23 protein-coding genes, 4 tRNA genes and 1 riboswitch are annotated in these 18,686 nt (G+C 60.0%); of the genes, 11 read left to right on the plus strand and 16 right to left on the minus strand.

Annotated features, from left to right (window positions below; genetic code table 11):
• Nucleotides 1–76: 76 nt before the first annotated feature.
• Nucleotides 77–1,477, minus strand: coding sequence for an L-cystine transporter (locus AC3IQ7_RS09190; protein WP_489209117.1), 1,401 nt, complete (start codon nucleotides 1,475–1,477; stop codon nucleotides 77–79).
• 261 nt (nucleotides 1,478–1,738) lie between these two features.
• On the opposite strand from AC3IQ7_RS09190, the gene AC3IQ7_RS09195 reads away from it, so the two are divergent.
• Both AC3IQ7_RS09195 and AC3IQ7_RS09200 read left to right on the plus strand, forming a co-directional pair.
• A complete protein-coding gene (locus AC3IQ7_RS09195; RefSeq protein WP_099380482.1) occupies nucleotides 1,739–2,116 on the plus strand; it encodes a nuclear transport factor 2 family protein in 378 nt (125 codons plus the stop codon).
• Nucleotides 2,117–2,129: 13 nt separating this feature from the next.
• Complete coding sequence (locus AC3IQ7_RS09200) at nucleotides 2,130–2,519, plus strand: hypothetical protein (RefSeq protein WP_489209120.1); 390 nt, start codon at nucleotides 2,130–2,132, stop codon at nucleotides 2,517–2,519.
• Between the two features lie 104 nt (nucleotides 2,520–2,623).
• Here the strand turns inward: AC3IQ7_RS09200 and AC3IQ7_RS09205 are convergent, their stop codons facing one another.
• From AC3IQ7_RS09205 to AC3IQ7_RS09215, 3 genes are all read right to left on the minus strand, one after another.
• On the minus strand, nucleotides 2,624–3,340 hold the full coding sequence (locus AC3IQ7_RS09205; protein WP_099380480.1) for a hypothetical protein: 717 nt from the start codon (nucleotides 3,338–3,340) through the stop codon (nucleotides 2,624–2,626).
• A 266-nt stretch (nucleotides 3,341–3,606) separates the two neighbouring features.
• On the minus strand, nucleotides 3,607–4,200 hold the full coding sequence (locus AC3IQ7_RS09210) for an IMPACT family protein (protein ID WP_489209122.1): 594 nt from the start codon (nucleotides 4,198–4,200) through the stop codon (nucleotides 3,607–3,609).
• A 66-nt stretch (nucleotides 4,201–4,266) separates the two neighbouring features.
• On the minus strand, nucleotides 4,267–4,524 hold the full coding sequence (locus AC3IQ7_RS09215; RefSeq protein WP_489209124.1) for a hypothetical protein: 258 nt from the start codon (nucleotides 4,522–4,524) through the stop codon (nucleotides 4,267–4,269).
• 93 nt (nucleotides 4,525–4,617) lie between these two features.
• On the opposite strand from AC3IQ7_RS09215, the gene AC3IQ7_RS09220 reads away from it, so the two are divergent.
• A complete protein-coding gene (locus AC3IQ7_RS09220) occupies nucleotides 4,618–5,364 on the plus strand; it encodes an AraC family transcriptional regulator (RefSeq protein ID WP_489210415.1) in 747 nt (248 codons plus the stop codon).
• A gap of 55 nt (nucleotides 5,365–5,419) precedes the next feature.
• Here AC3IQ7_RS09220 and AC3IQ7_RS09225 read toward each other — a convergent pair.
• Nucleotides 5,420–5,495, minus strand: a tRNA-Lys gene (locus tag AC3IQ7_RS09225).
• Between the two features lie 80 nt (nucleotides 5,496–5,575).
• Nucleotides 5,576–5,651 (minus strand) — tRNA-Lys (locus AC3IQ7_RS09230).
• Nucleotides 5,652–5,771: 120 nt separating this feature from the next.
• Here AC3IQ7_RS09230 and AC3IQ7_RS09235 point away from each other — a divergent pair.
• Both AC3IQ7_RS09235 and AC3IQ7_RS09240 read left to right on the plus strand, forming a co-directional pair.
• On the plus strand, nucleotides 5,772–6,230 hold the full coding sequence (locus AC3IQ7_RS09235; RefSeq protein WP_489209126.1) for a MarR family winged helix-turn-helix transcriptional regulator: 459 nt from the start codon (nucleotides 5,772–5,774) through the stop codon (nucleotides 6,228–6,230).
• Nucleotides 6,227–7,726 (plus strand): MDR family MFS transporter, encoded by a 1,500-nt coding sequence (locus AC3IQ7_RS09240; protein ID WP_489209128.1) that lies wholly within the window; start codon nucleotides 6,227–6,229, stop codon nucleotides 7,724–7,726. The genes AC3IQ7_RS09235 and AC3IQ7_RS09240 overlap by 4 nt, the downstream gene beginning before the upstream one ends.
• On the opposite strand, the gene AC3IQ7_RS09245 is transcribed toward AC3IQ7_RS09240, so the two are convergent.
• Complete coding sequence (locus tag AC3IQ7_RS09245; RefSeq protein WP_489209130.1) at nucleotides 7,720–8,808, minus strand: NADH:flavin oxidoreductase/NADH oxidase; 1,089 nt, start codon at nucleotides 8,806–8,808, stop codon at nucleotides 7,720–7,722. The genes AC3IQ7_RS09240 and AC3IQ7_RS09245 overlap by 7 nt on opposite strands.
• Before the next feature lie 106 nt (nucleotides 8,809–8,914).
• Between AC3IQ7_RS09245 and AC3IQ7_RS09250 the strand changes: the two genes are divergently transcribed.
• From AC3IQ7_RS09250 to AC3IQ7_RS09275, 6 genes are all read left to right on the plus strand, one after another.
• On the plus strand, nucleotides 8,915–9,256 hold the full coding sequence (locus AC3IQ7_RS09250) for an ArsR/SmtB family transcription factor (protein ID WP_489209132.1): 342 nt from the start codon (nucleotides 8,915–8,917) through the stop codon (nucleotides 9,254–9,256).
• A 122-nt stretch (nucleotides 9,257–9,378) separates the two neighbouring features.
• Entirely contained in the window at nucleotides 9,379–10,509 is a 1,131-nt protein-coding gene (locus AC3IQ7_RS09255) for an acyltransferase family protein (protein WP_489209134.1), read from the plus strand.
• An 85-nt stretch (nucleotides 10,510–10,594) separates the two neighbouring features.
• Nucleotides 10,595–10,867: a BrnT family toxin gene (locus AC3IQ7_RS09260; RefSeq protein ID WP_489209136.1), complete on the plus strand. Its 273-nt coding sequence runs from the start codon at nucleotides 10,595–10,597 to the stop codon at nucleotides 10,865–10,867.
• Complete coding sequence (locus AC3IQ7_RS09265; RefSeq protein WP_489209138.1) at nucleotides 10,827–11,126, plus strand: BrnA antitoxin family protein; 300 nt, start codon at nucleotides 10,827–10,829, stop codon at nucleotides 11,124–11,126. The genes AC3IQ7_RS09260 and AC3IQ7_RS09265 overlap by 41 nt, the downstream gene beginning before the upstream one ends.
• A gap of 40 nt (nucleotides 11,127–11,166) precedes the next feature.
• Entirely contained in the window at nucleotides 11,167–11,334 is a 168-nt protein-coding gene (locus AC3IQ7_RS09270; RefSeq protein WP_489209140.1) for a hypothetical protein, read from the plus strand.
• 251 nt (nucleotides 11,335–11,585) lie between these two features.
• Nucleotides 11,586–12,311: a hypothetical protein gene (locus AC3IQ7_RS09275; RefSeq protein WP_489209142.1), complete on the plus strand. Its 726-nt coding sequence runs from the start codon at nucleotides 11,586–11,588 to the stop codon at nucleotides 12,309–12,311.
• A gap of 156 nt (nucleotides 12,312–12,467) precedes the next feature.
• Here AC3IQ7_RS09275 and AC3IQ7_RS09280 read toward each other — a convergent pair.
• The 9 genes from AC3IQ7_RS09280 to ybgC all read right to left on the minus strand — a co-directional run bounded on the left by AC3IQ7_RS09280 (nucleotide 12,468) and on the right by ybgC (nucleotide 18,160).
• Nucleotides 12,468–12,543 (minus strand) — tRNA-Lys (locus tag AC3IQ7_RS09280).
• An 88-nt stretch (nucleotides 12,544–12,631) separates the two neighbouring features.
• A tRNA-Lys gene (locus AC3IQ7_RS09285) sits at nucleotides 12,632–12,707 on the minus strand.
• A 67-nt stretch (nucleotides 12,708–12,774) separates the two neighbouring features.
• Nucleotides 12,775–13,533, minus strand: a complete 759-nt coding sequence (gene ybgF / locus AC3IQ7_RS09290; RefSeq protein ID WP_077401297.1) for a tol-pal system protein YbgF — start codon at nucleotides 13,531–13,533, stop codon at nucleotides 12,775–12,777.
• Nucleotides 13,534–13,667: 134 nt separating this feature from the next.
• Nucleotides 13,668–14,189, minus strand: coding sequence for a peptidoglycan-associated lipoprotein Pal (pal, locus tag AC3IQ7_RS09295; RefSeq protein ID WP_034786578.1), 522 nt, complete (start codon nucleotides 14,187–14,189; stop codon nucleotides 13,668–13,670).
• Between the two features lie 43 nt (nucleotides 14,190–14,232).
• A complete protein-coding gene (gene tolB, locus AC3IQ7_RS09300) occupies nucleotides 14,233–15,501 on the minus strand; it encodes a Tol-Pal system beta propeller repeat protein TolB (RefSeq protein ID WP_374106454.1) in 1,269 nt (422 codons plus the stop codon).
• A 5-nt stretch (nucleotides 15,502–15,506) separates the two neighbouring features.
• Nucleotides 15,507–16,517, minus strand: a complete 1,011-nt coding sequence (tolA, locus tag AC3IQ7_RS09305; RefSeq protein WP_099380469.1) for a cell envelope integrity protein TolA — start codon at nucleotides 16,515–16,517, stop codon at nucleotides 15,507–15,509.
• Nucleotides 16,518–16,565: 48 nt separating this feature from the next.
• Nucleotides 16,566–17,006, minus strand: a complete 441-nt coding sequence (locus AC3IQ7_RS09310; protein WP_223278896.1) for an ExbD/TolR family protein — start codon at nucleotides 17,004–17,006, stop codon at nucleotides 16,566–16,568.
• Nucleotides 17,007–17,021: 15 nt separating this feature from the next.
• Nucleotides 17,022–17,711: a protein TolQ gene (gene tolQ, locus AC3IQ7_RS09315; protein ID WP_034759183.1), complete on the minus strand. Its 690-nt coding sequence runs from the start codon at nucleotides 17,709–17,711 to the stop codon at nucleotides 17,022–17,024.
• 47 nt (nucleotides 17,712–17,758) lie between these two features.
• Nucleotides 17,759–18,160 (minus strand): tol-pal system-associated acyl-CoA thioesterase, encoded by a 402-nt coding sequence (gene ybgC, locus AC3IQ7_RS09320; protein ID WP_099380468.1) that lies wholly within the window; start codon nucleotides 18,158–18,160, stop codon nucleotides 17,759–17,761.
• Nucleotides 18,161–18,475: 315 nt separating this feature from the next.
• Nucleotides 18,476–18,600: riboswitch (ZMP/ZTP riboswitch) on the plus strand.
• Nucleotides 18,601–18,686 lie beyond the last annotated feature (86 nt).

Here is an 18,686-nt window from a genome sequence, read left to right on the forward strand (position 1 = left end):
TTGCGCCTTCCTCTGTATTTATTGTTAATAAATATAGACGAAAGCGGCAAGGTACGGCGCGCCGCTGGACAGATTTTTAGGCGGCGTGCTCCGTTTCATCCAAGTCGGGCGCGTCGTCGCTGTTGTAGACGGCCAGGTCGGTTTGTCCCATGACCCGGCTGGTGACGGTGCCGGCCGTGATCGAGCCGCTCACGTTCAGGGCCGTGCGGCCCATGTCGATCAGCGGTTCGACGGAAATCAGCAAGCCGGCCAGTGCGACGGGCAAGTCCATCGCCGACAGCACGATCAGCGCGGCAAACGTGGCGCCGCCGCCCACGCCGGCCACGCCGACGGAACCGATGGTGATGATGGCCAGCAAGGGCAGCAGGAAGCTGATCGTGAATGGATCGACGCCGACTGTCGGGGCGATCATGACGGCCAGCATGGCCGGATAGATGCCGGCGCAGCCGTTCTGGCCGATGGTCGAACCGAACGAGGCGGCGAAGTTGGCGATGCCTTCCGGCGTGCCCAGGCGCTGGGTTTGCGTCTGCACGCTCATCGGGATCGAACCGGCGCTGGTGCGCGACGTAAACGCGAAGGCCAGCACGGGGAAGACTTTTTTCACGAAGCGCAGCGGATTGAGACCCACGCCGGCGATGATGGCCAGGTGCACGAGGAACATCAATATCAGCGCGCTGTACGAGGCGACGACGAAGTTGATCAGTTTCAAGATGTCCGTGTAGCTCGACGAGGCCACCACTTCAAACATCAGCGCGAACACGCCGTACGGCGTCAGGCGCAGCACCAGAGTGACCATGCGCATGACGATGGCGTGCGCCACTTTCATGAAGTTTTCGAAAGAAGCGAAGATTTCCGGCTTCTTCACCGCGATACCCGTGGCCGAGATGCCGATGAAAATCGAGAACACGACCACGGCGATGGTCGACGTCTTGCGCGCGCCCGTCATGTCGAGGAAGGGGTTGGTCGGCACGAAGCTGACCAGCAGTTTCGGCAGCGACAGGGCCTTCGCCGTTTCCAGCGAGCCTTGCAGCTGCACGCCGCGCGCCACTTCGGCAGCGCTCGAGGTCAGGCCGACAGCCGTCAGGCCGAACAGCTTGGCCATCAGGATGCCCAGCGCGGCGGCGATGGTGGTGGTGATGAGCAGGGTGCCGATGGTTAGCGCGCTGATCTTGCCCAGGGAACTCGCATCCTTGAGCTTTAAAATGGCGGAAATGATCGAGACCATGATCAGCGGCATGATGATCATTTGCAGCAGTTTTACGTAGCCGCTGCCGACGATGTCGATGTATTCATTGGTGCCCGCGATGATGGGCGAGCCGGCGCCGTACAGCCATTGCACGGCCGCACCGAGCAGCACGCCCAGGCCCAGACCCGTGAAGACGCGCACGGTAAACGTCGCATGTTTGCGTTGCTGGTGGAACATGAAAGCGAAGACGAGCAACGCAACGAGCAGGTTCAGGATGATGTTAATTGCCATGAAGGGGCCTTATCTTGGTTTTATTCGAGACTGCACGGAGCACATAAAACAGTACTACAACTGACAGCTGCCCCAGCCCGGGGCGGAAGGGCAAGCACTGTACAGTACTATGGTGGCGTTTTGCGCAATACCGCTGCGAATATTACGCTATATAAATATGCTCCACAGGCATAAGTCTTCCGGCGGATTGTGAAAAACCCGATTTCATGCCAGCATGTTTTGCCTATTTATCAATGTCGTGCATATATTTGAAGGAAAAAGATGAATGCTTTAACGGAAGTACAGGTACTCGATGCGGAAGAACGCTTGCGCCTGGCCATGATGGCCTCCGACGTGGCTGTACTGAATCAGTTGCTGGCTGATGACTTATTGTTTACCAATCACCTGGGCCACTTGCTGAGCAAGCATGCGGACCTGGCCGCGCACGAGCAGCGCCTGCTGACAATCACGGACTTGCGCGCGTCCGAGCGCCATGTGCGCATCAATGGCAACGTGGCCGTGGTCTCCGTGCGCATGCAGTTGACGGGCAGCTATCACGATGTGGAAACGCATGGCGACTTCCGTTTTACGCGCGTCTGGACGCAGGATGCGGCCGGCGCGCTGCAAGTGATCGCCGCCCATTCCGGCGTCGTGGCTTGAGGAGCATCATTTAGTGGATCATCGTTCCAAAGGGCAGCTGTTTGAAGCTGTCATCGCCGCCGGCCCTGCCACCTTGGCCATCACGGCCGGCTATCCCGTGCTGTTGTACAACCTGGTGCGCACCTGGGCTGACGCCCCCGGCGCCAATGCCCTGGCCGCGCTGCTGTTGACGGGCGGCTTGTGGGCCTTGCTGGAATTTTGGCGCATCGCCCTGGCCACCGTGGCGCGCAAGGCATACGCGTTCAACTGGCGTTTCTGGCTGGCCATCGCCAGTTTTCTCGCCTGCTTCGTGCGTTTCGTGCCGGACATGCCGGCCGGACTGATGCTGCTATTGATGGTGCTGCCGGCGCTGGCGTGGACGCATTTCATCTTGCTGCAGATCAAGCGGCCAGCCAGTCTTTGATGCGTTTGCATGATTCAACAGGTTCGGACGACTATTCAACGGCTCGTCCGAACCTTGATGCAATGCTATTTTGCCCGACTGGAAAATTTCAGTGCTGGATACTCTCAGTTCGTACTACCTTGTGGGGCAGGAACAATGGTGTGATGGCGCAGATTCCGTTCGATTTTCAACAAGACGATTAAAAGAATCAGGCCGACGAAGCCGAGAAATAGAACGCCTGCGGCATAGAGCGACCACATTGCCTGTTGCTGCTTCGATAATGCGTCGCTTTCTGCTTGTTGGCGCTGGTTGGCAATGCGGTTCGCTTGTGCCTTATATTCACGCTGGCTATGTTCCAGGATAGCATTGAACTCATCGCCCACATCTTTTTTCAAACGCACGACAATTGCAGGGTTGGTGCTGGCCGTATTTAATATGCCGACAAATTGCGTGAGGAACGGGCGGCCAAGTTCTGGATTCTTTTCGATTCCGCGAAAAATATTGTTAACCGCTTCAAGATTCAATACGAAGTCAGGGATGGCTGCCGTACCTAATTTCTTGAGTGCGCCGGAAAACTCTTCAAACAGGGGATCTTTTGTTTTTGCGGCGGCAGTATTGCTTTTGCCGGTAGAGTCGCTCTTTGTTGTGAGGTCGTCCGATGGCTTGTAATCAGCGAGGCTGATTTTTATCTCATCCTTCACGGGTATGGCCTGCGCATCGTGTTCCATCAGATAGCGTCCCCCAAGAATGAAGGCAATAATGATGGCGATTGTGGCAAAGAGTAAAAAGACGACGCGCAGGAATTGTAGGTAACCAGATTCCAATTTCTGAATAAGTGACATATTGCCTCTAATGGTGATTAAAGTTGCATTATGGCATTATGATGGGTAAAAAGAAGAATATTGATGATGGGAGAAGGAAGTAATGTTGTTTTATCCAGCATTGCAAGAATTAAAATCGTTGTATTGTGCAATATCAATGCAGCAAGCGCTTATGTGATTTTTAAACCGTTGCGGATGACGGTATGTCTCATCTTGGAATGCCAGAAGTTTCGCCGCGATAGTCTTCTTTATTGCAAAGTTAGTGGCAGGCATCGTTTGCCCGCCACTCAGTCTTGTGCATCCAGCCAGGCTATCCGCCCATTGCCCGCCTCATGCAGATGCGCGAGCAGGGCGGTAGCCGCCGCTTCCACCAGGCTGAAGTCGAACAGCACATGCTCGCCGTGCTCTACGTTCAGCAAGGTGGCGCCGGCGCCATCGAGTTCGCGGCGCAGCATGCCTTCCATCGCATACGGCACCGTGCAGCGCAGGGTGCGCTGGCGCACGATGGCCGTCTTTTCCGCCTGCAATAACGCTTGTGCCACGCTATCCGTGTAGGCGCGCACCAGGCCGCCCGCGCCCAGCTTGATCCCGCCAAAGTAACGCACGACGGTCGCCAGCACGCCTTCCAGGTCCTGGTGGCGCAGCACGTCGAGCATGGGCCGCCCAGCCGTGCCGCTCGGCTCGCCATCATCGACGGCCGCCGACTGTCCGCCCGCCAGCAGCGCCCAGCACACATGGCAGGCGCCCGGATGCTGCGCCTTCAAGTCATTGACCACCTGCTGCGCGCTGGCGCGGTCCGTCATCGGCTGCACGCAACCGATGAAACGGCTTTTCTTGATGATCAGTTCGCTGTGGACGGGAGTGGCAATGGTAAACGGCATGGCGGGTGCGAAGGCGGGCAAAGCAGCATGATAGAGGAAATGCGCGCCGTGGACGAGTCAGCCCGCTTACGCTGCAGGGGCAGCCACCAGTTCGCGCAGCGCCGCATCGCGCACTTGCACAATATCGAACAGTCCCAGCGCGTGCAGGGCGGGCAAGGCGTCGACAATGTCGCGCTCGGCGATGTTCCGTTCGGCGATGCCGCTGGACTCGTCCAGCCATACCTTGGCATTGGCGAGGAAGGCGCCCACCGTGCCCTTGCGTACGGTCACGCCATTGAACTGACCCTGGTTTTGTTGATCCGGCAATACGTCTTCTGCGCGCATGGTGAACTCCTGAATGTTGGAAAGACTTCACTGTATGATGACAAGATTGTCTTGCCTGCGTTGTTTATGTCATTCAATACGTCAAACCCGCCAATCTTGTCGCCATCGCTGCCGCTGCCGCTGCGCGCCATGCGCATTACCCAGCCGCAGCAGCGGGTGACGGCGGCGCACCGCCACGCCAGCGGCCAGCTGTTCGGCGCCACGCGGGGTTTGCTTTCCATCGCTGCCGACAGCGGGCAGTGGGTAGTGCCGGCCAGCCACTGCGTGTGGATGCCGCCCCATCACGTCCATGGCCTGCGTTCGCATGGTCCGTTTGCGGGCTGGAGCGTGTATGTGGACGAGGCCAGTTGCGCCAGCTTGCCCGCCGCGCCGTGCGTGATGCGCGTCTCGGGCTTGCTGCGCGAGGCGGTGGAGCGCGCCAGCGCCTGGGACGACGGCGCGCTGGACGCGCGGCAAGCCCGGGTGGCGGCCGTGATTCTCGACGAAATCGCTGCTTCGCCGCACGAACCCTTCGGCTTGCCCTTGCCCACGGACCCGCGCCTGCTGCGCGTGGCGCGCGCCATCCTCGATAACCTCGCCGACGAGCGTGGCATGGAAGCGCTGGCCGCCTGGGCCGGCGTGTCGCCGCGTACCCTGGCCCGTCGCTTCACGATCGAGACGGGCTTTACGCCCTCCGCCTGGCGCCAGCGTGCCCGCATCCTGCACGCCCTGGAATTATTGGCCGCCGGCCAGCCGGTCACGACGATTGCACTGGACCTGGGCTACGATAACATCAGCGCCTTCATCGCCATGTTCAAGCGCGTGATGGGCGTGACACCGGGGAGGTATGGGGAAGAATAAGCTGGTGCGCAAAACAAAAAAGCCAACCGCGAACGGTTGGCTTCTCTGAAGTATTTGGTAGGCCGTGCGGGATTCGAACCTGCGACCAACGGATTAAAAGTCCGCTGCTCTACCAGCTGAGCTAACGACCCAAAAACTTTGACTACTTACTGCGGTAACACTGTGCGGTACGTGGCTTGCCATGGTGGCAAGTAAGCGTACTGCAAATTCTTGGTAGGCCGTGCGGGATTCGAACCTGCGACCAACGGATTAAAAGTCCGCTGCTCTACCAGCTGAGCTAACGACCCAAGGGCGGCTATTATGACGGCCAGCGGCGGTTTTGGGAAGGGCGGGGATGGAAAAAAGCCTTGCATGGTGTCCGGGGGCGGCATAATATGGGTAGATAGCCTACCTACTTATATATTTCCATGTCCACTACCGAAGACCTTCCCATCCCCGAACGCGCGCTGGCGCTGTCCGATGAATTGCGCACGGCGTTCAAGCGCCTGCTGCGCTCCATGCAGCGCGAAGGGGGCGAGCTGGAGGGTAGCGTATCGATGATGCAATACATGCTGCTGGCGCTGATCCACGAGCAGCCTGGCATCGGCGTGGCCGCGCTGGCGCGCCTGCAGAATGTGCGCGGGCCTACCGTCAGCGCGCAGGTCAAGTCGCTGGAAGAAGCGGGGCTGGTCGAGCGCAGCGCGCCCGATCCGCAAGACCGGCGGCGCTCGGGCCTGCAGGTCTCCGCGCAAGGCCTGGCGATACTCGAAACCCTGCGTGCGCGCCGCCGCGATACGCTGGCGCGGCGCATCGCCCGCCTGACGCCGCAGCAGGTCGATGCGCTGGAAGCCGCCATGCAGCCGCTGCTTGAGATCGGACAAGCATGAGCCGCCACGATCAAGCCACAGGCGCAGAAAAAGGCGCTGCCAAACCCGTCACCGAGCGCGAAGTGCGCGCCATCTATCTGGGCCTGTTGGCCGTGCTGGGCCTCGGCGCGCTGGACCAGAGCATCGTCGCCACGGCCTTGCCGCGCATCGTCGATGACCTGGGCGGCATGGCGCACCTGTCGTGGGTGGTCACGGCGTATGTGCTGGCCTCGACGGCTACCATGCCCCTGTACGGCAAGCTGGCCGACCAGTACGGCCGCCGTCCCATGATCTTTACGGCCCTGCTGACCTTTTTGCTCGGTTCCGTGTTGTGCGGGCTGGCGCAGAACATGACGGAACTCATTATCTTTCGCGCTATCCAGGGCTTGGGTGCGGGCGGCTTCATGCCGCTGGCGCAAATCATCATCGGCGACATCGTGCCGCCGGCCGAGCGGGGCAAGCGGCAGGGCATGGTGCCCATCGTGTTTGCCGTCACCAGCGTGCTTGGCCCCGTGCTGGGCGGCGTCATCACGGATGCCTTGTCGTGGCACTGGATTTTCTACGTCAACCTGCCCATTGGCGCGGCTGCCTTTGTCATCATCGCGCGCGCCATGCGCAAGCCCGTGCGCATGCACGCGCACAAGATCGACTATCTGGGGTCTGCCTTGCTGACGGGCGCTGTCACGGCGGCCCTGCTGGTGCTGGCGTTGGGCGGTACCGAGTGGCCGTGGGACGCGCTGGCCATCAAGGTGTGCGGCGGCATCGCCGTGTTGCTGGGTCTCTGGCTGGCGTTTCACGTGGGCAAGGTGGATGAACCCGTGCTGCCGCCCGAGCTGTTCGAAAACCGCACCTTCAATATCGCCAGCCTGGTGATGGCCATGACCTTCATGGGCCTGATGGGTGCCAGCGTCTTCTTTCCCCTGTTCTTCCAGCTGGTGATGGGCACCAGTCCTGCCGAATCGGGCGTGATGACGGTGGCGATGATGGTGGGGCTGGTGGCGTCGTCGATGTTCAATGGCCGGGTGCTGTCGCGCTCGGGCAAGTACAAGATGGTGCAGGTGATGGGGCTGGGCGTGGCGGTCGTGGCGTTTGCTGTGCTGGCCTGGGCCATGGAAACGTCGCGTGGCTACTGGATCATCGAGCCGGCCATCTTTTTCCTCGGCACGGGGCTGGGACTGGTGATGCCGAACATGACGATTGCCGTGCAAAATGCCTTGCCGCTGGCGCGCCGCGGCGTGGGCACGGCCATGCTGGCCTTTTTCCGCTCGCTGGGCGGCTTGCTGGGCGTGACGGCGTCTGGCGCCATCCTTGCACATCAGTTGCACAAGCACGGCGTGGAAGCCGTCTCGGCGCTCGGTGCGCACGCGGCGACGCAGACGGTAGAAGTGTACCGCCATGCGATCGCCAGCGTGTTTGGCGCCGGCGCCGTGTTGCTGCTATTGGGGCTGGTCTTCCTGCTGTTCCTGCCGGAACTGCCCCTGGAGGGGCATCCGGCGACGGTCGGGGACGATCAGTAGCGTTCCAGCCAGTGGGCGTACGGTGCCGGCAGGGTCCACGAGGCGCGTTCCACGCCGAGTTCCTTGGCGGCAAAGTATGCCCAGTGCGGGTTGGCCAGGTGCGCCTTGCCGACCATCACCACGTCGAGCTGCTCTTCCTTGACGACGCGCTCGGCAATGGCTGGCGTGCCGAAGCCCCAGGCGGACGAGACGGGAACGCCCGCTTCGCGGCGCACGCGCTCGGCAATCGGGCCCATGAAGGCCGGACCCCATGGAATCGACACGTCGGGAATCGTGAAGCCCATGCTGACGCTGAGCATATCCATGCCGGCATCCTTGAACTGGCGCACGAGGCCGATGGATTCAAGCAGGGTTTGCTCGTCGCGGCCGTCGAATTCCAGCACGCCAAAGCGGATCGTCAGCGGCAGGTGTTCGGGCCACACTGCGCGCACGGCTTTCAAGGTTTCCAGCAGGAAGCGGCTACGGTTTTCCAGGCTGCCGCCATAGATATCGTCGCGCTGGTTCGAGTGGGCGGAAAAGAAGCTTTGCGCCAGGTAGCCGTGGGCGAAGTGCAGTTCCAGCCATTCGAAGCCCACTTCGCGGGCGCGTACGGCCGCGTCGACGAAGTTCTGCTGCACGCGGGCGATATCGTCGAGATCCATGCTGCGCGGCACTTTCGGCAGGCCGCCGCCGAAGGCGATGGCGGACGGGCCGATGGTTTGCCAGCCGCGCGCATCGCCCTCAGCGATATGATCGTCGCCTTCCCATGGGCGGTTGGCGCTGGCCTTGCGGCCCGCGTGGGCGATCTGGATGCCGGGCACGGAACCGGCCGCCTTGATGGCTTTGACGACTGGCACGAAGGCTTGCGCCAGGTCATCGTTCCAGATACCCGTGCAACCGGGCGTGATGCGGCCTTCCGGCGCCACGGCCGTCGCTTCGATGATCACCAGGCCGGCGCCGCCACGCGCCATGCCCGCATAATGCGACAGATGCCAGTCGTTGACGGCACCATCGACGGCCATGTACTGGCACATCGGCGGCACGGCGATGCGGTTGCGCAGCGTGATATCTTTGAGGGTGTAGGGCTGGAAGAGGGCGGACATGGTGGCCTTTGTGTTTGTTGATGAAGGTGTATGGAAATGCTGATTCGGTAGTTCGTAAATATTCGAAGAATGGAATTAGTATAGCGCATGCTGTATGATTCTGCTCATGCGCCCACACAAACATCCTCCCGCCAGCGAATTCGTCCTTGAAAGAGTGCTGTACGCTTTGAGCGATTCCATTCGCCTCGACATCGTGCGCCACCTGGCCAGAGTCGACGCGGCCGCTTGTGGCGACCTCGACGGTGGGCGGCCGAAGTCGACCGTTTCCCACCATTTCAAGGTCTTGCGCGAAGCGGGCCTCGTCTACACGGAAAACGCGGGCACGACGCACATGAACACCCTGCGCCGCGCCGATATCGAGAGCCGTTTTCCCGGTTTGCTCGACGCCATCCTGGCGCAGCAGCCAGTGGCGCCCGAGGCGTCGGACGCGGGCGGGCGGGGAGTCTAGCCGCCTGCCGTGCCCCGCCATTTGCCAGGCTCGGCTATGATGTCGGCCTTTCGGTAAATCCTCAGCCGCGCGCCTGTTGCGCGATGGGCTGGCGACACTACCTGGCACGGCAAGGATAGGGAATGACGGCAGCAGCAGTGGTATCACAGGCGGACCTGGCAAATCGTCCGCAGTTTGGCTGGATCAATGGTTTGAAGGCAGGCGCGGCGCAGTTGATCGTGTTGCACCACCTGGCGTTTTACGGCCCCATGTCCGACTACGTGCAACCCCTGTGGCCTGCGTTGCTGGACTGGCTGGGCGGCAGCGCGCGCATCGCCGTGCAAGTGTTTCTCGTCATCGGCGGCTTTCTCGTCGCCAAATCGCTCTCTCCCGCCGGCCATCCCGGCATTGCCACCCCGCTGCAGGCGATCTGGCGCCGCTATGCCAAGCTGGCGCCGCCTTTCCTTGCCGCCACCTTGCTCGCCGCCATCATCACGCCCGTGGCCGGTATCTGGATGATGCACGACTCCATGTCGGCCGCCGTCACCCTGGGCCAGCTGAGCGCCCATGCCTTGCTGCTGCATGGCGTGCTGGGCTATGAATCGCTGTCGGCTGGCGCCTGGTACGTGGCCATCGATTTCCAGCTCTACCTGCTGACGGTATCGCTGCTGTGGTTGGGTGGCCGCGTGGCGGGCCAGCGGCGCGGGCACTGGCTGATGCCGCTGGCTGTCACTGCGGGCATCACTTTTTCCCTGCTGTATTTCAATCTCGATGCGGGTTGGGATAATTGGGCGCCGTATTTCTTCGGTAGCTATGGCCTCGGCATGCTGGCCTGGTGGGCCAGCGACCCGGCCCGCAAACCGGGTGCCATGACCGTGCTCATGGCCATGGCCGCCGTGCCCGTCCTGCTGGCCCTGGCCGTCGACTACCGCAGCCGCATCGCCCTGGCCCTGATCGTCGCCTGTGCCCTGTTCCTGTTCGGCCGCGCCCGCACGCAGTCCCACGGCGGCGCCTGGAGCGTCATCAACGCCCTCGGGCGTACTTCATATGCTGTCTTCCTCGTGCACTTCCCCGTCAGCCTGCTGGTGAATGCCTTATTTATCACGTATGTGCCGCTCGAGCCGGAATGGCAGGCGCTGGGCATGCTGACAGCCTGGGGCGCCAGCCTGGCGGCCGGTGCCGCGTTTTACCGCTGGGTGGAGGTGCCGCTGGGGCGGGTGATGGGTGGCGTGGTGGGGCATCTGGCGGGGCGGCCGGTGCTGGTGTCGCGTTAAGGTTGGCGACGTAGCCCTGCCCCGATGGCGCCCTTGCCCGGGAAATAGGGCTGGCTGTTTCCATTATTTGTTACTACAATAAATAATGAGAATCACTTTTGATGCTGCCAAGCGTGAAAAGACGCTCAAGGAGCGTGGTCTCGACTTTGCCCGTGCGCGCGAAGTGTTTGACGGGCTCACCATTACGCTGCCGGACCAGCGCCAGGACTATGGCGAGCCTCGCTTTATCACAGCCGGCTGGCTCGATGACCGCCTGGTAGTCCTGGTCTGGACGCCGCGTGGCTTGGCGCGCAGAATCATCAGCATGAGGAAGGCAAATGAACGCGAAATCGACAAATACAAGCAAAGCCTGGGTTGATCCGGACGACGCGCCTGAATTGACGGACGGTTTTTTCGAGCAGGGTGTTTGGCAAGTAGGCGACAAGCCCGTTTCCCGTCCCGAGGCGCAGCAAGAGATGGCACGTCGTCGCGGTAGGCCCGCTGGCACTGGCGGCAAGGTCAGCACGACCATACGCTTCGACGCGGAAATTCTCGATGCTTTCAAGGCTACCGGAGATGGGTGGCAGACGCGCATGAATGATGCGTTGAAGGAGTGGCTGCGGGCGCGGCAGGCGTAGTGGCTTACTTTGGTAGTCGCAAGGCTGGAGTCGTGTACGCATGGCGAAACTGACCCTGCTTCCGGAGTGGCAGGCGCTGGGCATGCTGATGGCCTGGGGCGCCAGCCTGGCGGCCGGTGCCGCGTTTTACCGTTGGGTGGAGGTGCCGCTGGGGCGGGCCATACCGCTGGCCGTGTCGCATTTGCGAGCGCGACCCGCGCTTGGCTGAGGTTGCGTCGATGGCAGTCAATGGTAGTTGGCCACGACCTGAGTCGTCAGCCAGGTTTATCGCTCATGCTGATCGTCGTCGAGCTATGCATTGGTATTTTTTGCCCTGCCTGCCTGCTTGCCTGCATAGCGATAAGCGATTGCGAGTTTCGGTGGGGGAGGACAGGCTTCTTATGATTGAGGTTTCTAAATTGCCCGCAAACAGCTTTCAAGTTATGCTGCCTGTCAATTTAATCTCAATGGTCACCGATAATGAAAAAAACCGTATTTGCCGCCCTGATTCTGTTAAGTGCCTTTAACGTTTCCGCCAAGGAACCGTTCAAGGTAAAAAATATTGTAGCGTTTCATCCCGTTGCGGAAACGATTTATTTTCCCGAGATTGGCGTGGAGAGCGAAGTTGAAATCGGGCAGACCATCGTTTCCAAGGCCAAGCAGCTGGTGCATCCTGCACTGGAGGTTGCTAGCGATCTTTCTTTCAGGGTGGAAAGTGGCTTCTTTTCAAATACATGGTCTGGAACTGCGACCATAAAAAAAGGTAAATTCAAGCGCTATTTTAGTAATGAGGAAGGCGTTTTCTATCGTGCTGACAGTGCCACGTTCACTTTTGCGGCGGGTACCATGGATCAGGAAGGAGGGGTTTTCGTGCCGAACGATGCGAATCAGCCCTCGCTCCCCTGGACCTTTTCGAAAGCGGTAGTTTATTTTGGCGATGCGCCGGTGGTCGCCATGCCAACGTCGATCAAGACATTCGAAGCCGACAGCTTCGTCAAGGAATTGGTCTATGGGGGAGTATCGCAGGGGACGGTCGCCATCAGTTATCGCGAGTTCGCCGATAAAACGGCCCGGCCGGCTTTTACGCAGGAATTGAAATATGATTTATCCGAGGGTGACGTCATTGGATTTCGCGGTGCACGCTTCAAGATTATCAAGGCTGGCAATGTCTCTTTGCGATACGTTGTTCTGAAGCCATTGGATTGATGTTGTATTGTGGATGAGGGGATCTGGTAGCATTGCCGGGAGCCGGCAAACTACCATGATTGCAGAGGGGGAGCGGCGCGCCTCTGCTTGATGTTATCAGGAATGGCAAAATGAAAAAAGCCCACGAACCGAAATTCGTGGGCTTTCTTAAGTATTTGGTAGGCCGTGCGGGATTCGAACCTGCGACCAACGGATTAAAAGTCCGCTGCTCTACCAGCTGAGCTAACGACCCAAAAACTTTTTACAACAACTTCGGTAACACTGTGCCGTAAAAAATGCTTGCTATAACAACTCGCAAGCAGATCAGTACTGCGTATTCGTGGTAGGCCGTGCGGGATTCGAACCTGCGACCAACGGATTAAAAGTCCGCTGCTCTACCAGCTGAGCTAACGACCCGAAGAAGAAAGATTATAGGGGGTGCCCGGGATTCTGTCAAACCTAACGGGCAACTTTTTCCCCGCTTTTACTTTTTGCCGCCCCGTTCCTTGGCGGCCTGGGCCGCGCTGGAGTCCGGGTAGCGCGAGATCAGGGCGTTCAGCGTCTTGGTCGCGTTCGGCTTGTCTTTCAGCTCCGTGTAGCAGCTGGCGATGTTGAGCATGGCGTCGGGCGCTTTAGGGCTGTCCGGGTAGTGTTTCAGCACTGCCTGCTGGGCCGTGATGGCGCTCTTGCAGTCGCGCTGGGCGTAATAGGCGTTACCCAGCCAGTATTGCGCGTTGGCCGCGTAGGCCGATTCCGGATAGCGCTTGACGAAGCCGTCCAGGGCCGTCACGGCGCCCTTGTAGTCGCCCGACTTGAACAGGCCGAACGCGGATTCGTATGCGCTTTGCTCGGAGACGCCCACGGCCGCTTCCTGGCCGTCGATGGTGACCTGGCGCGGTTCGAGCTTGCGCAGGCGCGCATCGATATCGGTGTAGAAATCCTTCTGGCGCTTTTGCGTGTTCGCCAGATCGTTGCCCAGCACTTCGATCTGGCCGCGCAGGCGGGCGATCTCCTGCATGGTTTGGTCGTGCTGGTTGATCAGGCTCAAGGTGCTGGTCTTGTCCGCCTTGGCGTCGATGCGGCTGTTCAGGTCGCGTGCCATGGCGTCGACCTTGGCGCGCAGCTCGAGGATGGCCTTGCGCGCTTCGTCGTCATCGAACAGGGCGGCGTTGGCGTGCAGGGGCAGGTAGGCAAACGCGGCCATCAAGGCGGCGGCGACGCCGGCTTTCGAGAATGTCATCATGGGTCGGGCTTTCTAAGGTTACGCAAACATGCAAACGGGGCGCCGGGCGGTGAATCACCGCGCTGCGCCCCATTATTATGCCTATGACTGGCCAGTTAGGTAAGCGTCAATGCTGCCGCGCTCACCCATCAACATCAATAAACGATGTCAGCGCGGCGGTTTTCTGCCCATGCTGCTTCGTTGCTGCCTTGAGCTTTAGGCTTTTCTTTGCCCAGCGACACGGCTTCCATTTGGCCTTCTGGCACGCCCAGGGCTGCCATCGACTTGCGCACGGCTTCAGCACGTTTCTGGCCCAGGGCCAGGTTGTACTCAGCGCCACCGCGTTCATCGGTGTTACCTTGGATCAGGATCTTGCGGCTAGGCGTTTTCACCAGGTAGCCAGCGTGGTTTTGCACGACTGGGGTGTCCGCTTCGCGCACGACGTACTTGTCGAAGTCGAAGTAGATGCTGCGGTTAGCCAGCACGCCTTTTGGATCGTCCAGTGGATCGACCGATGCGGTCGTCACTGGCTGAACTTGACGGGTGTCAACTGGTGCAACGACTTTTTCAGGAGCGCGCTCAACCACTGGGGTCTCTGCTACTTTGACTGGGGTGCTGCAGGCGGACAGCAGGGCTGCGGTAGCGGCGATGAAAGCCAAACTTTTAAAGTTACTCATTTTTATTCTCCGGGTCATGGTTAAAGGTGAAACTGTACAGCATTTACTTCATAAAAGGACCCCAGGTGGGCTCCTTGATATTGCCAGCTTGCGTAGTCAAACGCTGTTTGACGCGGCCATCCACCGATACCACTGCCAGCGACTTGCGTCGTCCGGATTCGGTCGCGTACATGATATATTTCCCGTTGGGCGAAAAGCTCGGTGATTCGTCGTTGGCGGTGTCCGACAGGCGCAGTTCCTGGCCACTAGCCAGGTCGAGCGCGTAGAGCTGGAAATTGCCGTCGCGACGGGAAATATAAGCGAGTGTCTTCCCGTCGGACGAAATCCGCGGGCTGATGTTGTAGGAGCCGCCAAACGTCACGCGCTTGGCTTCGCCACCGCTGGTCGACATGCGGTAGATTTGTGGTCCGCCGCTGCGATCGCTGGTGAAGTAAATACTTTGGCCATCGGCCGAGAATTGGGGTTCCGTATCGATGCCGCTGCTGGTGCTGACGCGGCGCAAGCCGCTGCCGTCGGCATTGACGGTGTAGACCTGGGTATGGCCGTCGCGCGACAGGGCCACGGCCAGGCGCGAACCGTCCGGGCTCCAGCTCGGCGCCGAATTGCTGCCTTTTTCATTCGATACGATGGTGCGCTGGCGCGTCACCAGGTTTTGCACGTAGACGATCGGCTTTTTCTTTTCAAACGACACATACGCGACCTTGGTGCCGTCCGGCGACCATGATGGCGAAATGATCGGCTCGTTCGAGCGCAGGGCAACCTGGATGCCTTCGCCATCGGCGTCGGCGATTTCCAGGCGGTATTCGCGGCCCGATTGCGTGACGTAGGCGATGCGCGTGGCGAACGCGCCCTTGACGCCCGTCAGCTTCTCATAGATGTCATCGGCGATCTTGTGCGCCAGCAAGCGGTTGAACTGCGGCGCGGCCGCATTGTTCATGCTCGAGATCTGGGCGCCCTTGATGGTGTCGAACAGCTTGTAGCGCACGTCCAGGCGGCCATCGGCCATGCTTTGCACGGTGCCGGCCGCCAGCGCGTCGGCGCCGCGCGACTTCCATTGCTCGTAGCTGACGGGCGCCGTTTCCGATACGGGCGCATCGGCATCGATCAGCTTGAATACGCCGCTGCGCGCCAGGTCGGCCTTGATAATGCCGGACAGCGATTGCGGCGCGGCCGATTCATTGACGAAGCTGGCGACAGCCACCGGGATCTGGTTGCTGCCGATCCCCGTAATCTCCACGCGCAGCTGTGCCTGGGCGCTTGACGCTCCCAGCATCAGGCCGGCGCAGAGCACGACATAGCTCATTTTTTTCATGGTCATCATTTAGGCAAATCCTTCATCTCGAATATCAGTTCAATCTCGCGTTCCACGGTGCCGTCTTTTTTCTTCGGCAGTGGCGACGATTTATTAATGGCGTTTTCCACCGAGCTGTCATACGCCGGCAGGCCGCTACTTTTAATCTTTCGGACCGAAATAATTTCCCCAGTTGGCAGTTGCTCGATCTTGAACACGGCGCGCGGGTTGCCCGGCACGTCCGTGCTACCGCTGTACGCGATATTGCTCTTGATCTTGCTCGTCAGGGCAGCGACATAGCCGCTGTCCTTGCGTGGCGCGGTCGCTTTCGCGGCCGTGCCCGTTGTGCCATTGCCTGCCTGCGCCATCATCCGCTTCATGTCATCGGCGCGCATTTTGTCGGCTGCGGCTTTTTCCGCCGCCGCTTTTTTCGCCTTGGCCGCTTTTTCGGCCGCCGCTTTTTTATCGGACAGTTCTTTCTCGGCTTTTTCTTCCGCCGCTTTTTCTTTGGCTTCCTTGGCTTTCTCCAGCTTGTCGGCCTTTTCTTTCTCCAGCTTGTCAGCCTTGTCTTTTTCTTTCTGCTTCTGTTTTTCCAGTTCGCGCTTTTCTTCCTCGCGTTCCTTCAATTCCTGCTTGCGGCGTTCTTCCGCTGCCGCTTTGTCTTTCTCTTCCTTCAGCTTTGCCTTCTTGCGCTCGAGTGCGATCTCCGCTTCGCGCAGGTCGACCTTCGGCTCGGGCGCGGCCACGGGCGGCGGTGGCGGCGGGGCCGGCTGTTCCACTTGCGGTTGCGGCGGCGTTGGTGTCGGCTCCGGTTCCGTCGCCACGTCGGGCGGCGGCGCGGCCGTCTGCACTTTCATGTCCCACACTTCCGCTTCGACGGCGACAGGTTCCGTATTTTGCCAGTGTACGCCCACCCACAGGAAAAACAGCAGCCCAAGGTGCATCGCCAGCGCCAAGCCCAGCGAGGGCCAGCGACTGCGTTCGCGCGGCACGCTGTAGGGCTTGCCGAGTACATGGTCGATTTGTTTGTTCTGCAAAGTCTAGTCTATCTAAAAACGGTCAAGTCTGGAAACAGGATGCTGCGCTTACTTGGTGGCCAGGCCGACTCTGGTAATACCCATCTTTTTCGCTTCCGAAATGAGCTGGATCACGTCGTCGTACTTGCTTTCCTTGTCGCCTGCGATCATCACGGGATAGTCAGGATTGCTTTCATGCAAACCGCGCAGCTTGCGCAGCAGGGCGTCGCGGTTCGGTTCCGTTTCCGGCGACAGCTGTTCCTTGCCGATGACGCCGATCGACAGCGAACCATTCGGCTTCAGCACGATCTGAATATAGTCATCGGGCGGTTTGGCCGACTTTTCCGCGTTGGGCAAATTCACCACGCTGGGATTGTTCGACGACGGCATCACCATGAAAATGATCAGCAGCACCAGCATCACGTCGATATACGGCACGACGTTGATTTCGGACTTGAACTTGCGGCCACGACCGCCGCGCATGCCGCCACTATTGAAGGAGGAACCCATGGACGCTGCTCCCTCTTAGCGCGACTGGCGCTGCAAGATGTTAGAGAATTCCTCGACGAAGCTCTCGAAGCGGATCGCCAGGCGGTCGATGTCATGCGAAAAACGGTTGTAGGCGACGACGGCGGGAATGGCCGCGAACAGGCCGATGGCGGTGGCGATCAGCGCTTCGGCAATGCCGGGCGCGACGGCGGCCAGGGTGGCTTGCTGCACGTTGGCCAGGCCGCGGAAGGCATTCATGATGCCCCAGACGGTGCCGAGCAGGCCGATGTACGGCGAGACGGAGCCGACGGAAGCGAGGAAGGCCAGGTGCGATTCGAGCACGTCCATTTCGCGCTGGAAGGCGGCGCGCATGGCGCGGCGTGCGCCGTCGAGCACGGCGCCGACGTCCAGCGCTTCACGCGAACCGTAGGAAGCCTTGCCCTTGATGAATTCGCCCATGCCGGCGTCGAAGATGCGGGCCAGCGCGCCGCTCTGGTCGCGATTGCCGCTGGCGTTCTGGTGCAGCGCATGCAGGTTGCCGCCGGCCCAGAAGCTGCGTTCGAACTCGATGGTTTGCTTGCGCGCCTGGCGCACGGCAAACATCTTGCGGAAAATGTAGGTCCAGCTGGTCAGGGAAATCAGCAGCAGCAGGGCCATGATCAGTTGCACGATCAAATGGGCATTGGAGATGAGCGCGAGGAAAGAAAGATCTTGTGTAACGTTCATTGGCTGGCAGTCTGTTGGGTGAATTGTCCGGGGGTGGCGGGTAGGGCTCAGGCGGCGCGCATGCGGACCGCGACTGCATCAGGCACGGCGCGCGGGCGCAGTGCCGAATCGACGCAGCCGATCTTGACGCGGGCCGTGTTGAGCAGGCGGTCGCCGCACCAGGCTTGTTGCAGAAAAACGATGGAGGCGCGCCCCATTTTTTCTATGCTTAAGGTTAATCTTACCGTGTCATCGAGCCTGGCTGGCGCATGATAGTCGGCGTTGACGCTTTTGACAACGAACATCGCGTCGTGCTGCTCCAGCAATTCCTGCTGGCCCACGTCGATGGCGCGCAGCCATTCGGTACGCGCGCGCTCGAAGAATTTCAGGTAGTTAGCGTAATAGACGATGCCGCCGGCGTCGGTGTCTTCATAGTAGACACGTACGTTCCAGGTAAAGACTGAAGGCATGTTTATTGCGCCAGTAGTGAGATTGAGCAACATTTTACGCGATTTTTCTTCTTGTGACTGTGGGCGCTTGCTGGAAAGCCATGCAAAAGCTGCATATAAGTTGCACCGCAGCATTGTAAATCCGGCGTGTGCAATGGCAAGCTTCGTAACATACGCTTACATGCCATGGCCAGGTTTAAGCCCAGCTTAAAAGCCGCAGTCATCCCCTGGGGCGGCCTGTGGCCGCGCCCGGTCTGCGGTGGCGCGCGGCGATTATAGCCGCACGGTTGCATTCCTTGCTCAATTTGGGCACTTAACTTACAATTTGGCTTCCATTACGTCTCACGTGACTGGCGAAAAGTCGGGCGATCTCCATGAATGGCGATCGGCAAACCGGCGAAAGGTGGGCATCCACCGGGAAACGTGAGATTTTTCATCAGCCGTTCGCCTGGGTAGCCACTATGGAAAAGCACGAAGAGGCTGCCTGTCCAATGTTGTTATTCACTTAACGCCGGCTCCCCTCATTCGATCCAACCTGCCAGTACAA

It is taken from the genome of Janthinobacterium sp. GL_088, from assembly GCF_057837845.1.

Coding starts and splice junctions, on each gene's coding strand:
- AC3IQ7_RS09210 (WP_489209122.1), bottom strand. CDS start 4,200: ATGCCGTTTACCATTGCCACTCCCGTCCACAGCGAACTGATCATCAAG.
- tolQ (WP_034759183.1), bottom strand. CDS start 17,711: ATGAACGTTACACAAGATCTTTCTTTCCTCGCGCTCATCTCCAATGCC.
- AC3IQ7_RS09270 (WP_489209140.1), top strand. CDS start 11,167: ATGGCGAAACTGACCCTGCTTCCGGAGTGGCAGGCGCTGGGCATGCTG.
- ybgC (WP_099380468.1), bottom strand. CDS start 18,160: ATGCCTTCAGTCTTTACCTGGAACGTACGTGTCTACTATGAAGACACC.
- AC3IQ7_RS09310 (WP_223278896.1), bottom strand. CDS start 17,006: ATGGGTTCCTCCTTCAATAGTGGCGGCATGCGCGGCGGTCGTGGCCGC.
- AC3IQ7_RS09235 (WP_489209126.1), top strand. CDS start 5,772: ATGTCCACTACCGAAGACCTTCCCATCCCCGAACGCGCGCTGGCGCTG.
- tolB (WP_374106454.1), bottom strand. CDS start 15,501: ATGAAAAAAATGAGCTATGTCGTGCTCTGCGCCGGCCTGATGCTGGGA.
- AC3IQ7_RS09240 (WP_489209128.1), top strand. CDS start 6,227: ATGAGCCGCCACGATCAAGCCACAGGCGCAGAAAAAGGCGCTGCCAAA.
- AC3IQ7_RS09265 (WP_489209138.1), top strand. CDS start 10,827: ATGAACGCGAAATCGACAAATACAAGCAAAGCCTGGGTTGATCCGGAC.
- pal (WP_034786578.1), bottom strand. CDS start 14,189: ATGAGTAACTTTAAAAGTTTGGCTTTCATCGCCGCTACCGCAGCCCTG.
- AC3IQ7_RS09275 (WP_489209142.1), top strand. CDS start 11,586: ATGAAAAAAACCGTATTTGCCGCCCTGATTCTGTTAAGTGCCTTTAAC.
- AC3IQ7_RS09260 (WP_489209136.1), top strand. CDS start 10,595: ATGAGAATCACTTTTGATGCTGCCAAGCGTGAAAAGACGCTCAAGGAG.
- ybgF (WP_077401297.1), bottom strand. CDS start 13,533: ATGATGACATTCTCGAAAGCCGGCGTCGCCGCCGCCTTGATGGCCGCG.
- AC3IQ7_RS09215 (WP_489209124.1), bottom strand. CDS start 4,524: ATGCGCGCAGAAGACGTATTGCCGGATCAACAAAACCAGGGTCAGTTC.
- AC3IQ7_RS09190 (WP_489209117.1), bottom strand. CDS start 1,477: ATGGCAATTAACATCATCCTGAACCTGCTCGTTGCGTTGCTCGTCTTC.
- AC3IQ7_RS09205 (WP_099380480.1), bottom strand. CDS start 3,340: ATGTCACTTATTCAGAAATTGGAATCTGGTTACCTACAATTCCTGCGC.
- AC3IQ7_RS09250 (WP_489209132.1), top strand. CDS start 8,915: ATGCGCCCACACAAACATCCTCCCGCCAGCGAATTCGTCCTTGAAAGA.
- AC3IQ7_RS09255 (WP_489209134.1), top strand. CDS start 9,379: ATGACGGCAGCAGCAGTGGTATCACAGGCGGACCTGGCAAATCGTCCG.
- AC3IQ7_RS09195 (WP_099380482.1), top strand. CDS start 1,739: ATGAATGCTTTAACGGAAGTACAGGTACTCGATGCGGAAGAACGCTTG.
- AC3IQ7_RS09245 (WP_489209130.1), bottom strand. CDS start 8,808: ATGTCCGCCCTCTTCCAGCCCTACACCCTCAAAGATATCACGCTGCGC.